The sequence below is a fragment of the Mesorhizobium sp. M8A.F.Ca.ET.057.01.1.1 genome (genome assembly GCF_003952565.1).
Lineage (GTDB): Bacteria > Pseudomonadota > Alphaproteobacteria > Rhizobiales > Rhizobiaceae > Mesorhizobium.
Window position 1 is genome coordinate 6,597,355 of the sequence record NZ_CP034454.1, and the last position, 13,052, is coordinate 6,610,406.

Sequence of the window (13,052 nt, forward strand, 5' to 3'; positions counted from 1 at the left end):
GGCGGGTGAACCGCCCACTATCGCGGCCCTGCCGCAAACGTAAGGAGACGGAGCCAGGGCTCCGCTAAACGACATGGCAAGACAAGATCAGGCCAACGACCAATTCTCGCTCACCTCATTCCTCTATGGCGGCAACGCCGATTACATCGACGCGCTCTACGCGGCCTACGAGGACGACCCCGCTTCGGTCAATCCCGAGTGGCAGGAGTTCTTCGCCGGGCTGAAGGACGATGCCGGCGATGTGCGCAAGAACGCCAAAGGCGCTTCGTGGGCGAAACCTTCCTGGCCGCTGCAGGCCAATGGCGAACTGGTGTCGGCGCTCGACGGCAATTGGGGCATCGTCGAAAAGCACCTGGAAAAGAAGGTCAAGGACAAGGCCGTCACCAACGGTGTCGTGCTGTCCGACGCCGACGTCCACCAGGCCACGCGCGATTCGGTGCGCGCCATCATGATGATCCGCGCCTTCCGCATGCGCGGCCATCTGCACGCCAATCTCGACCCGCTCGGCATTGCCAAGCCGCTCGAGGACTACAATGAATTGTCGCCCGAGAATTACGGCTTCACCGAAGCCGACTACGACCGGCCGATCTTCCTCGACAATGTGCTGGGGCTCGAATTCGGCACCATCCGGCAGATGCTGGAGATCCTGACCCGCACCTATTGCTCGACGCTCGGCGTCGAATTCATGCACATCTCCGATCCCGAGGAGAAGGCCTGGATCCAAGCACGCATCGAGGGTGCGGACAAGGAGATCTCCTTCACCACCACCGGCAAGAAGGCGATCCTGCAGAAGCTGGTCGAGGCGGAAGGCTTCGAACAGTTCATCGACGTCAAGTACAAGGGCACCAAGCGCTTCGGTCTCGACGGCGGCGAATCGCTCATCCCGGCGCTGGAGCAGATCGTCAAGCGCGGCGGCCAGCTCGGCATGAAGGAGATCGTTCTCGGCATGGCCCATCGCGGCCGGCTGAACGTGCTTTCCCAGGTGATGGCCAAGCCGCACCGTGCCATCTTCCACGAGTTCAAGGGCGGCTCGGCCGCCCCCGACGAGGTCGAAGGCTCGGGCGACGTGAAGTACCACCTCGGCGCCTCGTCGGACCGCGAGTTCGACGGCAACAAGGTCCACCTGTCGCTGACGGCCAACCCCTCGCATCTGGAAATCGTCGACCCCGTGGTGATGGGCAAGGCGCGCGCCAAGCAGGATTATCTGTTCGGCCGCGGCCGCGAGGAGATCGTGCCGCTGGAGGAACGCGCCAAGGTGCTGCCGCTCTTGCTGCACGGCGACGCCGCTTTCGCCGGCCAGGGCGTGATCGCCGAAATCCTCGGCCTGTCTGGCCTACGCGGTCACCGCGTCGCCGGCACGCTGCATTTCATCATCAACAACCAGATCGGCTTCACCACCAATCCGCGTTTCTCGCGCTCGTCGCCCTATCCGTCCGACGTCGCCAAGATGATCGAGGCGCCGATCTTCCACGTCAATGGCGACGACCCGGAAGCCGTGGTGCACGCCACCAAGGTGGCGATCGAGTTTCGGATGAAGTTCCACAAGCCGGTGGTCGTGGACATGTTCTGCTACCGCCGCTTCGGCCACAATGAGGGCGACGAGCCGGCCTTCACGCAGCCGCTCATGTACCGCAACATCCGCACCCACAAGACGACGGTGCAGATTTATGGCGACCGGCTGATCGCCGAAGGCCACATCACCCAGGCCGAGCTCGACCAGCTCAAGGCCGACTGGCGTGCGCATCTGGAAGCCGAATGGGAAGTCGGCCAGGCCTACAAGCCCAACAAGGCCGACTGGCTCGACGGCGCCTGGTCGGGCCTGCGCACGGCCGACAACCAGGACGAACAGCGGCGCGGCAAGACGGCCGTGCCGGTCAAGACGCTGAAGGAAATCGGCAAGAAGCTGACCGAGGTGCCGAAGGATTTCGAGGCGCACAAGACGATCATCCGCTTCCTCGAGAACCGGCGTCAGGCGATCGAGTCCGGCGAAGGCATCGACTGGTCGACGGCGGAGGCGCTGGCCTTCGGCGCCATTCTGCTCGACGGCAACCCGATCCGGCTTTCGGGACAGGATTCCGAGCGCGGCACCTTCTCGCAGCGTCATTCCGTGCTTTACGATCAGCGCGACGAGACCCGCTACATCCCGCTCAACAATCTGTCGGCGGCGCAGGCCGGCTACGAAGTCATCAACTCGATGCTGTCGGAAGAAGCGGTGCTGGGCTTTGAATATGGCTACAGCCTGGCCGAGCCGAAGGCGCTGACCTTGTGGGAAGCGCAGTTCGGCGACTTCGCCAACGGCGCCCAGGTGGTGTTCGACCAGTTCATCTCGTCGGGCGAGCGCAAATGGCTCAGAATGTCGGGCCTCGTCTGCCTGCTGCCGCATGGCTATGAAGGCCAGGGCCCGGAACATTCTTCCGCCCGGCTGGAGCGCTTCCTGCAGCTTTGCGCCGAAGACAACATGCAGGTCGCCAACTGCACGACGCCGGCCAACTACTTCCACATCTTGCGCCGGCAGCTGAAGCGCGACTTCCGCAAGCCGCTGATCCTGATGACGCCGAAGTCGCTGCTGCGCCATAAGCGGGCGGTGTCGACGCTGCCGGAAATCTCGGGCGAAAGCTCGTTCCACCGGCTGCTGTGGGACGACGCCCAGCTGTTGCCCAACCAGGCGATCAAGCTAACCAAGGATTCCAAAATCCGCCGCGTCGTGCTGTGCTCGGGCAAGGTCTATTACGACCTCTACGAGGAGCGCGAGAAGCGCGGCATCAACGACATCTACCTGCTGCGCGTCGAACAGCTCTACCCGTTCCCGGCCAAGGCGCTGATCACCGAGCTGTCACGCTTCCGCAACGCCGAGATGGTGTGGTGCCAGGAGGAACCCAAGAACATGGGCGCCTGGTCGTTCATCGATCCGTATCTGGAATGGGTGCTGGCGCATATCGACGCCAAGCATCAGCGGGTGCGCTACACCGGCCGTCCCGCGGCCGCGTCGCCGGCGACCGGCCTGATGTCGAAGCACCTTGCCCAGCTCGCCGCCTTGCTCGAAGACGCGCTCGGCGAATAAGCAGAACTGGGCGAATAGAACTGAACCGAAAGAACGGACAGGCACAATGGCTACCGAAATCCGCGTCCCCACCCTGGGCGAATCCGTCACCGAAGCGACGGTCGGCAAATGGTTTAAGAAGGTCGGCGATGCCATTGCCGCAGACGAGCCGCTGGTCGAGCTCGAGACCGACAAGGTGACGGTGGAAGTGCCTGCCGCCGCCGCCGGCACGCTCGGCGAAATTACAGTCAAGGAAGGCGAGACGGTCGGCGTCGGCGCGCTGCTCGGTTCGATTTCGGGCGGTGGCGCGGCTGCTCCCGCCACCAAGCCGCAAGCAGTGGCGCAGGCGTCCAGCGCCGACGCGGCGCAGACCACCAAGCAGGCCGCGGCCGAGACCGCCAAGGTTGCCGGCGATGCCGGCTCGGTCGAGCCACGCACCATGCCGCCGGCGCCGGCCGCCGCAAAGCTCATCGCCGAGAACAATCTGTCGGTCGACCAGCTTTCCGGCTCGGGCAAGCGTGGCCAGGTGCTGAAGGGCGACGTGCTCGACGCCATCTCCAAGGGCGCGCCGTCGCAGCCGGCCGAAACCCCAAAGGCGGCGCCGGCACCGGTTGCCGCGCGCGCGCCGTCGTCCGGCGACGATGCCTCGCGCGAGGAGCGGGTGCGCATGACCAAGCTGCGCCAGACCATCGCGCGCCGGCTGAAGGAAGCGCAGTCGACCGCCGCGATGCTGACCACCTTCAACGAGGTCGACATGTCGGCGGTGATGGCGCTCAGGACCAAGTACAAGGACGTGTTCGAGAAGAAGCACGGCGTGAAGCTCGGCTTCATGGGCTTTTTCACCAAGGCCGTCACGCACGCCCTGAAGGAAATCCCCTCTGTCAATGCCGAGATCGACGGCACAGACATCATCTTCAAGAACTATGCCCATATCGGCGTCGCGGTCGGCACCGAAAAGGGTCTCGTGGTTCCGGTCGTGCGCGATGCCGACCAGATGTCGATCGCCGAGATCGAGAAGGATATCGGCCGGCTGGGCATCGCCGCGCGCGACGGCAAGCTGTCGGTCGCCGACATGCAGGGCGGGACCTTCACCATCTCCAATGGCGGCGTCTATGGCTCGCTGATGTCGACGCCGATCCTCAACGCGCCGCAGTCGGGCATTCTCGGCATGCACAAGATCCAGGACCGGCCGGTCGTGGTTGGCGGCCAGATCGTGATCCGGCCGATGATGTATCTGGCGCTCTCCTACGATCACCGTATCGTCGACGGCAAGGAAGCGGTGACTTTCTTGGTGCGGGTCAAGGAAAGCCTGGAGGATCCGGAACGGCTGGTGCTTGATCTCTGAGGCAGTCGGATGGCGGGTTGCGGCAGGGGTGGCCAATGATGGCCCGTTTGCTTGGGTTCGCCGGACCGATCGTGCTGGTAGCCGGCATTCTCGGGGCTGTGGCGAATGCCCAGGCCGCCTGTCCAATCGAGCTTGCCGTTTACGGCGATACACAAAGTGGCGCCGAGATCGGCTTTACCCCGACGGGCACGTCCGCCACCGTCACCAACACGTTTCGCTTGATCCTCGACAACAATGTGGTGCTGAACGGCATCGTCATGTGGACCCAGGACGTATCGCGGCCGAACGGCGCGCTGCTGTACAAATGTCCGGAAGGCGATGTCACCGGCGAAGAACTTGCCGCCTGCACGCTGTGGAACGGCGTCATCTACACGTCCGATGACAAGGGCACTGTCGGGCTGCTGCCGGCCGAGGGCGTCGAGGCGCCAAAGACGCTGATCCTGCCCGATCTCGGGCCGGGGCTACGGCAATCCCGGGCCTATGGTGGCACCGGCTTCTCGAAAGTGCCGTCGGATGTGTTCGCGATGAAAGGCTGCCAGGAATGACCACGACGCAAAAAGTGCTGCTGGTCACCGGCGGCAGCCGCGGCATCGGCGCCGCTATCTGCCGGCTCGGAGCCAAGGCCGGCTATCGTGTCGCGGTCAATTACGCCTCCAACAAAGCTGCCGCCTATGCGCTGGTTGCCGAGATCAAGGCCAGCGGCGGCGACGCTGTTGCCGTCAGGGGCGATGTCGGCAAGGAAACCGACATCGTGGCCATGTTCGGCGCGGTCGACCGCGCCTTTGGCCGGCTCGACGCTTTCGTCAACAACGCCGGCATCGTCGACGTCAAGGCGCGCGTCGACGAGATGGATGTTTCGCGGCTGGAGCGCATGATGCGCATCAATGTCGTGGGCTCGTTCCTTTGTGCCCGCGAGGCGGTCAAGCGCATGTCGACACGGCATGGCGGTTCGGGCGGTGCGATCGTCAACATCTCGTCGGCGGCGGCGACGCTGGGCTCGCCGGGTGAATATGTCGACTATGCCGCCTCCAAGGGCGCCATCGACACCTTCACCATCGGGCTTGCCCGCGAGGTGGCGCTGGAAGGCATCCGCGTCAATGCGGTGCGGCCTGGCATCATCGACACCGAAATCCACGCCTCCGGCGGCCAGCCCGACCGGATCGAACGGTTCCGCGACCTGCTGCCGATGAAAAGAGCCGGTACCGCGGATGAAGTCGCGGGTGCGGTCCTCTATCTTTTATCCGATGCCGCGTCCTATACGACGGGCGCGATCCTGAATGTCAGCGGCGGCCGCTGAGCCCCAAGCAAAAGGGAAACAAACATGGCTTATGACGTCGTTATCATCGGCTCTGGACCGGGCGGCTATGTCTGCGCCATCAAGGCGGCACAGCTCGGGCTGAAGGTCGCGGTGGTCGAGAAGAACGCCACCTTCGGCGGCACCTGCCTCAACATAGGCTGCATCCCGTCCAAGGCGCTGCTTCATGCCTCGGAAATGTTCGCCGAGGCCGGCCATTCCTTCGACACGCTGGGTGTCGAGATACCGGCGCCGAAGCTCAACCTGAAGAAGATGATGGCGCACAAGGACGCGACGGTGTCGGCCAACGTCAACGGCGTTGCCTTCCTGTTCAAGAAGAACAAGATCGATGCCTTCCGCGGCACCGGCAAGGTGGTTGCAGCCGGCAAGGTTTCGGTGACCGGCGAGGACGGCAAGGTCGAGGAGATCGAGACCAAGAACATCGTCATCGCCACCGGCTCCGACGTCGCCGGTATTCCCGGCGTCAAGGTCGATTTCGATGAGAAGGTGATTGTCTCTTCGACCGGGGCCCTGTCGCTGGAGAAGGTTCCCAGCCATCTGGTGGTGGTCGGCGGCGGTGTCATCGGGCTCGAGCTCGGCTCCGTCTGGGCACGGCTCGGCGCCAAGGTCACCGTGGTCGAGTTCCTCGACGCCATTTTGGGCGGCATGGACGGCGAGGTGTCGAAACAGTTCCAGCGGCTGCTCTCCAAACAGGGCTTCGAGTTCAAGCTCGGCGCCAAGGTCACCGGCGTCGCCAAGGCCAAGAAGGGCGCGACCGTCGCCTTCGAACCGGTGAAGGGCGGGGCGGCCGAGACCATCGATGCCGACGTCGTGCTGATCTCGACCGGGCGCCGCGCCTTTTCAGACAGCCTCGGTCTCAAGGAAGCGGGCGTCGAGGTCGACGAGCGTGGCCGGGTCAAGACCGACCGGCATCTCAGGACCAACGTGCCCGGCATCTATGCCATCGGCGATGTCATCGCCGGGCCGATGCTGGCGCACAAGGCCGAGGACGAGGGCGTGGCGGTGGCGGAGACGATTGCAGGCCAGGCAGGCCACGTGAACTATGACGTCATCCCGAGCGTCGTCTACACCAGCCCGGAAATCGCCTCGGTCGGCAAGACCGAGGAGGAGCTGAAGAAGGCCGGCGTCGACTACAAGGTCGGCAAATTCCCGTTCACCGCCAACGGCCGGGCGCGCGCCATGCTGCATACGGACGGTTTCGTGAAGATCCTCGCCGACAAGCAGAGCGACCGCGTGCTCGGCGTGCATATCGTCGGCTTCGGCGCCGGCGAGATGATCCACGAGGCGGCGGTGCTGATGGAGTTCGGCGGCTCGTCGGAGGATCTCGCCCGTACCTGCCACGCGCATCCGACGATGTCGGAAGCGGTGAAGGAAGCGGCGCTGGCCACGTTCTTCAAGCCGATCCACATTTAGGGTTGTCTTCAGATTCAGGTGATGCCGGCCTGCGAACGACGGGTCGGTTCGGCCTGACCTGAATCTCAAAACACCCTGTGCTCGTCGTCCAAAACATAACGGCCCGCCTTTCGGCGGGCCGTTCGTCTTTGATATCGAGCCGATCAGTTGGCCGGTGCCGGAGCCGGAGCCGGTGCAGGCGCCGGCGCTGGTGCCGGAGCGGGCGCCGGTGCAGGAGCCGGGGCGGGCGCGGGAGCCGGTTCAGCCGGCTTGGCCGGTTCGGCAGGCTTCATCGGTTCAGCCGGTGCGGGCGCCGGGGCCGGTGTGCTGGCCGCTGGCGGCTCTGCGGGTGCCGGGTGCTCGCCGCTTCTTCCGAAAACGTAATACGCGACAATCGCCAGAATAACGACGACCAGCGCAATCAGCCAAGGGCTGCCGCCGCCGCCGCCGCTTGGCCTGGGAGTGTCGTTTGGTGTGTTCGCCATGAAAGTGTCCTCCGTGGATGAAAATGATCAATCAACAGATATCAACGCGCTATCGTTGAACAGGTTTCACACTAGCGAAGGGACACGCCGAAAATACGACGGGCAGATCCGCCAGTTGCCATCCGACTCAATTGACAGCGGCGACAGTATAGACGGCTTTACGAAAATCCTCGACCAGTCCCTCTGGACCAGGAAGATGCGGCGCGCCGACCGCCATGAACGCGTTGGCCAGGCGACGTTTCGCCACGCGGCGAGCCAAATCAACCGATGCTATCGTTGGTTGCGAGGGATTTGCCGGTATGACGCCCACTGCACGGACTTTTCCTGATCCCGAAGGTGCTCTTGCCGGCGCTCAGTTCGCCGATCGATATGTGCTGATAACCGATGGCCTTGCCCTGACCGCCATTGGCGCGGCCGAACGCGTGCTGGGGCGGACACCGGGATGGGTCGGCCGGCTGACGCAGCTGCGCAACCTCGCGGTCAGGCCATTTGGGCTGAAAACGGGGGCGGAACCCGATGCGCCGCCGGAAAGCAGGATCGGCATATTTCCGCTCATCAGCCAGGCACATGGCAGGGTCGTCCTTGGACTGGACGACCGGCATCTCGATTTCCGCATCCTGGTGGAGGTGAACGATCTCGGCGCGGGCCGGCAGGAGGTGGCTGCGTCGACGATCGTGAAGACGCACAATCTGCTTGGGCGGACCTATCTCGCCATCATCATGCCGTTTCACCGCATCATCGTTCCGGCGATGCTGGCTCAGGTCTTGATCAAATAGGGCTTAAAGCCCCACCGCCGTGACAGTATAGCCGGCTTTACGAAAATCCTCGACCAGTCCCTCTGGACCGGGAAGATGCAGCGCGCCGACCGCCATGAAGGCGTTGCCCTTGGCCAGGATCGGCCCGGCATGGTCGACCATCACCTTGTTGCGGCTGGTGATCATGGTCTCCTCGAAGGCGGCATAGCCGGCGGGGTCGTTCTGCTCGTCGGGCATGGCGGCGCGGAACAGCGGCCAGAACATGCCGGTGTCGCCACGCTGGTAGAGCACGATCATGGTCTCGTTGATGTCGTTGACTTTGTCGCCCAGCTTCAGCGTGTCGACCAGACCCTTCATGTGAAAGGCGAGCGGCAGCGAAGCCATGGCGCGCAGCTGGCTCTCGGCCGTTTCCAATCCTTCCACCGGTTTGCCGGCCGCCTTGGCACTCTCGGCCAGCTTGACGTCGAGCACCGGCGCGCCGCTGGACTGGCGGGCGAGTTCGCAAGCCGGAAGCGCCATCATGGCCGACAGCATCCACGGTTTCATCTTGGCGACCGTTGCCGGCGGGATGCCGCGCGCGTCGAGCGCGGCGTTCATGGCTGCCGCTTCGTCGGGCGACAGCAATGACGACAGCGTCGTGGAGTCGGTGAACATCATCAGGTCCGGCTCCTTCAGCATCGCCGTCATCATCTTCTGCTTGTCGAGCACGTCGGTGGTCTCGATGATGAGGGTGCCGGCGGCGTCGAAGGCCTTCTGTGCATAGGCCGGCAGCGTGGTGACGCGCGGATCGGTCATGTGCATGGTGCCGAACAAATAGGATGGCTGTTCGCCTGATTTTTCCAGCTTCCACAGCAGGCCCTTGCCATTGAGCGTGGCAGCCGCCTCCGCCTCGATCTTGGCGTAGGTGGCAGGGCTTTGCTTCTGCAAGGCCGACAGCATGTCGGCGCCGGTGCAGGTCGGGATTTCAGCGTGCGCCCTGCCCGCCGCGAACAGCAGGACAGCAAGGAAAGACAGGAAAAACAGCATGTTGAGCGCGACAAGCAGCTTCAGCGAGATGGAAGCTGCACGGTCGGCGATGGCGATGACGCGTTTCATGAGGCCTTTCTAGGGATGAAAAGCGGCAAAACGGTTAATTGGGGGTGCGAAATTGTCTTCGACCGGCCATCGTCCCCCGCGTAGGAGTACGTGCTGACGCTGACGGAGCTTATGCCCGGTGATTAGCGGAAACGCACATCACGTCGTCATCCACGGGCGGAGCAAGGAGCGTAGCGACGCGGCACAGACCCGAGGATCCATGCCGGGACTCTGGAGCGCCGCAACGGTGCAGAACTTCGCTCCGCTGCACCCGTCAGCAAGGTCGCGGCATGGATCCTCGGGTCTCCGCGACGCCGCTGCGCGGCTGCTCCGCCCGTGGATACGAAGTTGGGGAGGCTTCGGCTAATCGCGGATGTTTATGATGGGCCACCGAGACTGTGCGGCGCCATCGCCGTTCACGCCCTGGGATGGGCCGATTCGTAGATTTCCAGCAGTCTCGTCGTGTCGACGCCGGTGTAGATCTGCGTTGTCGACAGGCTGGCGTGGCCGAGCAATTCCTGGATGGTGCGCAGATCGCCGCCTCGGCCGAGCAGATGAGTGGCGAAGGAATGGCGCAAGGCATGCGGCGTCGCGGTGTCGGGCAGGTTGAGCGCCGAGCGCAGTTTTGCCATGTCGCGCTGGATGATGGCCGGGTTGAGCGGGCCGCCGCGCGCGCCACGAAACAGCAGGCCCTTCGGATCGAGATGGTAGGGGCAGAGCCGGCGGTATTCGGCGATCGCCCTGAGCGCCACGGGCAGCACCGGCACCAGCCGCGTCTTGCCGCCCTTGCCGGTGACGCGCAGCACGGTGTCGGCTTCCGATGCCAGATCGGCGGCGCTGAGGCCAAGCGCTTCCGAAATGCGCAGGCCCGAGCCGTAGAGCAGCGTCAGCACGGCGGCGTTGCGGGCGGCGATCCAGGGTTCTTCGGCCAGCTGACCCTCGACGGAGACCACGTGCCTGGCATCGCTCGCCGTCAGCGGCTTGGGCAGCGATTTGGGCTGGCGTGGTGCCCGCAGGGCCGCAGCACCCGCCGCATTGGCCAGGCCTCGTCGTTCGAGGAACCGCAGCAGCGAGCGGATGCCTGCCAGCCCGCGGCCGAGCGTGCGAGCGCCGGCGCCGGCATTGCGCCGGGCGGCGAGGAAGCCGCGCAGATCGGCCGGGCGCAGATTGGCGATATCGGAAATGCCGGGCGGTCCGCCGATATGGCCGGTGAGGAAGTGCAGGAACTGGCGGGAATCGCGCTCATACGCCTCGACGGTTTGCGGCGACAGCCGGCGTTCGCGCGCCAGCATCTTCAGCCAGTTTTCACGCGCCGCCTGGAGATCGGGTTTTGCCGCTATGAGGAATTCCTGCATCGGTCTGTTCCGGTTCTGGGTCATTTTCCGGCAGCCGGGTTAGGAAGCGGTGAAGAGCCCGTCATTGAAATGACGGCGGGGCGGCGCTAGAGCAGGGACAAAGGATTTTTCGCCATGAGCAAGCTCCAAAACCCCGTCCAGATGGCCGTGATCGGTGCCGCCCACGGCATCAAGGGCGAACTCAGGGTGAAAACCTTCACCGGCGATCCAATGGCGCTGGCCGACTACGGGCCGCTCTACGCCAGGGACGGCCGTGCCTTCCAGATCACCGACATAAGGCCCGCCAACACCGTTGTCGTGGTGCGCTTCAAGGGGGTCAGCGACCGCAACGCCGCCGAAGCACTCGCCGGTACGGAACTGTTCGTCGACCGTTCGATGCTGCCGGACGATGGCGAGGAGGACGAATTCTACCATGCCGACCTGATTGGGTTGGAACTCCGGGATGATACCGGTGCTGCCATCGGCAAGGTCGTCGCAGTGCACAATTTCGGCGGCGGCGACATCCTCGATGTGACGCTCGCCGGGCGCAAGGGTGTGCTGATCCCGTTCACGCAGGCCGCCGTGCCTGCCGTGTCGATCGCCGAGGGGTTTGTCCGCGTCGATCCGGTGGCGGCCGGGCTGGTCGAGGACGAGGATGGCGAGGCGCCGCGCGAGGATGATTTCGATCCCAAGGGCCGGCCGCGCGGACCGCGCGACGCCGGGGGCAACCGGTGAGCTTTGCCGCATCGGTGCTGACGCTTTATCCCGAGATGTTTCCGGGCGCGCTCGGCCTGTCGCTGGCCGGGCGGGCGCTGGAGGCGGGCACCTGGTCGCTTGATGCGATCCAGATCCGCGACTTCGCCACCGACCGCCACCGCACCGTCGACGACACGCCTGCCGGCGGCGGGGCCGGCATGGTGATGCGCGCCGATGTGCTGGCCAGGGCGATCGACCACGCCTCGCCGGCGGGCGATGCGCGCCCCCGCCTGCTGATGAGCCCGCGCGGCAAACCACTGACGCAGGCGCGCGTGCGCGAACTCGCCGCCGGGCCGGGCGCCGTCATCCTGTGCGGACGCTTCGAAGGTGTCGACCAGCGGGTGATCGACGCGCGGGGATTGGAGGAAGTCTCGGTCGGCGATTTCATCCTTTCTGGCGGCGAGCCGGCCGCACTCGTGCTGCTCGACGCGGTGGTGCGGCTGTTGCCCGGCGTGATGGGCAATGCGGTCTCCGGCGAGGAAGAGAGTTTCGAGAACGGCCTACTCGAACATCCGCATTACACGCGGCCGCAGGAATTCGAAGGCCGGGAGATTCCCGAAGTGCTGATCTCCGGCAATCACAAGAAGATCGCCGCCTGGCGGCGGGACCAGTCAGAGCGGCTGACGAAGGAGAGGCGGCCCGATCTGCTGAGCGTTCACCCCTTGGTGAAATAGTAAAAAGCCAGAAACAGGCCGACGGCGACGACGAAGCCGCGCACCGCGTTCTGCGGCACGCGCTTGGCGATCCAGACGCCGGCATAGCCGCCCAACGCTCCGCCCGGGATCATGATGATCGCCTGCGGCCAGGCGACGACACCGCCCGAGACGAAGACGACGATGGCGACGGCCGCGATGACCACGGCCAGCATGTTCTTCAGCGCGTTCAGCCGGTGGTAGTCGCCGGCCTGGGTCAGACCGAGCGTTGCCAGCATCATCACGCCCATGCCGGCGCCGAAGAAGCCGCCATAGATGGCGGTGATGAACTGCGCCAGCGAACCGGCGAGCGAGCCCACGGCCGCTTCGTGTCCGGGTTTCGGCGCCGGTTTCAGCCAGGGCCCGGCTGCGAACAGCGCGGTCGCGCCCAAAAGCAGCCATGGCACCAGGGCGCGAAAGGATGGATTGTCGAGCGCGAGCAGGATCAGCGCGCCGGCCATGGCGCCGATGGCGGAGATCAGGCAGAGCAGCAGCGCGCCGCGCCAGAAATGCCTGATGTCGGCCGAGTAGGCGAGCGTCGAGGTGATGTAGCCGGGAAATTGCGTCACCGATGAGGTGGCGTTGGCGACGATCGGCGGTATGCCGACCAATGTCATGGCGCCAAAGGTGATGAATGTGCCGCCGCCGGCGACCGCGTTGGCGGCGCCTGACAGAAAGCCCGCCAGGAAGAGCAGGATGGCGTCGAAGACTGGCATGAAGGACCGCCGTGAAGAAGTGTGCTATTTTTCTGGCTTAGGAAGCTTGCCGGACCGGCGCAACCCGGCACGGCAGGATTACGATGGTGCCATGCCGGGAAAAATGCATGGCCAAGGCGTGACAAAGCGCCGAAATAGCTGTATGTGC

At 64.7% G+C, this 13,052-nt stretch carries 12 protein-coding genes; 9 read left to right on the forward strand and 3 right to left on the reverse strand.

The window, feature by feature from the left end; translation table 11 throughout:
* The first annotated feature begins 73 nt into the window (after positions 1 to 73).
* From EJ077_RS31375 to EJ077_RS31405, 7 genes are all read left to right on the forward strand, one after another.
* Positions 74 to 3,061 (forward strand): 2-oxoglutarate dehydrogenase E1 component, encoded by a 2,988-nt coding sequence (locus tag EJ077_RS31375; protein WP_208698930.1) that lies wholly within the window; start codon positions 74 to 76, stop codon positions 3,059 to 3,061.
* Between the two features lie 46 nt (positions 3,062 to 3,107).
* On the forward strand, positions 3,108 to 4,385 hold the full coding sequence (gene odhB, locus EJ077_RS31380; RefSeq protein WP_208698931.1) for a 2-oxoglutarate dehydrogenase complex dihydrolipoyllysine-residue succinyltransferase: 1,278 nt from the start codon (positions 3,108 to 3,110) through the stop codon (positions 4,383 to 4,385).
* Positions 4,386 to 4,420: 35 nt separating this feature from the next.
* Positions 4,421 to 4,930 carry a hypothetical protein gene (locus tag EJ077_RS31385; protein WP_245458590.1) on the forward strand — a complete coding sequence of 170 codons (510 nt, stop codon included), beginning with the start codon at positions 4,421 to 4,423 and terminating at the stop codon, positions 4,928 to 4,930.
* The gene (locus EJ077_RS31390; RefSeq protein ID WP_208698935.1) at positions 4,927 to 5,682 is read left to right on the forward strand and encodes an SDR family oxidoreductase; all 756 of its coding nucleotides are present in this window, start codon (positions 4,927 to 4,929) and stop codon (positions 5,680 to 5,682) included. The genes EJ077_RS31385 and EJ077_RS31390 overlap by 4 nt, the downstream gene beginning before the upstream one ends.
* 24 nt (positions 5,683 to 5,706) lie before the next feature.
* Positions 5,707 to 7,113: a dihydrolipoyl dehydrogenase gene (gene lpdA / locus EJ077_RS31395; RefSeq protein ID WP_208698937.1), complete on the forward strand. Its 1,407-nt coding sequence runs from the start codon at positions 5,707 to 5,709 to the stop codon at positions 7,111 to 7,113.
* 462 nt (positions 7,114 to 7,575) lie between these two features.
* Positions 7,576 to 7,905, forward strand: coding sequence for a hypothetical protein (locus EJ077_RS31400; RefSeq protein ID WP_208698939.1), 330 nt, complete (start codon positions 7,576 to 7,578; stop codon positions 7,903 to 7,905).
* Positions 7,877 to 8,353, forward strand: coding sequence for a DUF2867 domain-containing protein (locus EJ077_RS31405; protein WP_208698941.1), 477 nt, complete (start codon positions 7,877 to 7,879; stop codon positions 8,351 to 8,353). The genes EJ077_RS31400 and EJ077_RS31405 overlap by 29 nt, the downstream gene beginning before the upstream one ends.
* 3 nt (positions 8,354 to 8,356) lie before the next feature.
* On the opposite strand, the gene EJ077_RS31410 is transcribed toward EJ077_RS31405, so the two are convergent.
* Positions 8,357 to 9,427, reverse strand: a complete 1,071-nt coding sequence (locus EJ077_RS31410; protein ID WP_208698943.1) for a TraB/GumN family protein — start codon at positions 9,425 to 9,427, stop codon at positions 8,357 to 8,359.
* Positions 9,428 to 9,822: 395 nt separating this feature from the next.
* On the reverse strand, positions 9,823 to 10,761 hold the full coding sequence (locus EJ077_RS31415; protein WP_208698945.1) for a tyrosine recombinase XerC: 939 nt from the start codon (positions 10,759 to 10,761) through the stop codon (positions 9,823 to 9,825).
* 114 nt (positions 10,762 to 10,875) lie between these two features.
* Between EJ077_RS31415 and rimM the strand changes: the two genes are divergently transcribed.
* Both rimM and trmD read left to right on the forward strand, forming a co-directional pair.
* Complete coding sequence (gene rimM, locus EJ077_RS31420) at positions 10,876 to 11,475, forward strand: ribosome maturation factor RimM (protein WP_208698947.1); 600 nt, start codon at positions 10,876 to 10,878, stop codon at positions 11,473 to 11,475.
* Entirely contained in the window at positions 11,472 to 12,170 is a 699-nt protein-coding gene (gene trmD / locus EJ077_RS31425; RefSeq protein ID WP_208698949.1) for a tRNA (guanosine(37)-N1)-methyltransferase TrmD, read from the forward strand. The genes rimM and trmD overlap by 4 nt, the downstream gene beginning before the upstream one ends.
* On the opposite strand, the gene EJ077_RS31430 is transcribed toward trmD, so the two are convergent.
* On the reverse strand, positions 12,152 to 12,904 hold the full coding sequence (locus EJ077_RS31430) for a sulfite exporter TauE/SafE family protein (protein ID WP_208698951.1): 753 nt from the start codon (positions 12,902 to 12,904) through the stop codon (positions 12,152 to 12,154). The two genes, trmD and EJ077_RS31430, sit on opposite strands and share 19 nt — an antisense overlap.
* Positions 12,905 to 13,052: the final 148 nt, after the last annotated feature.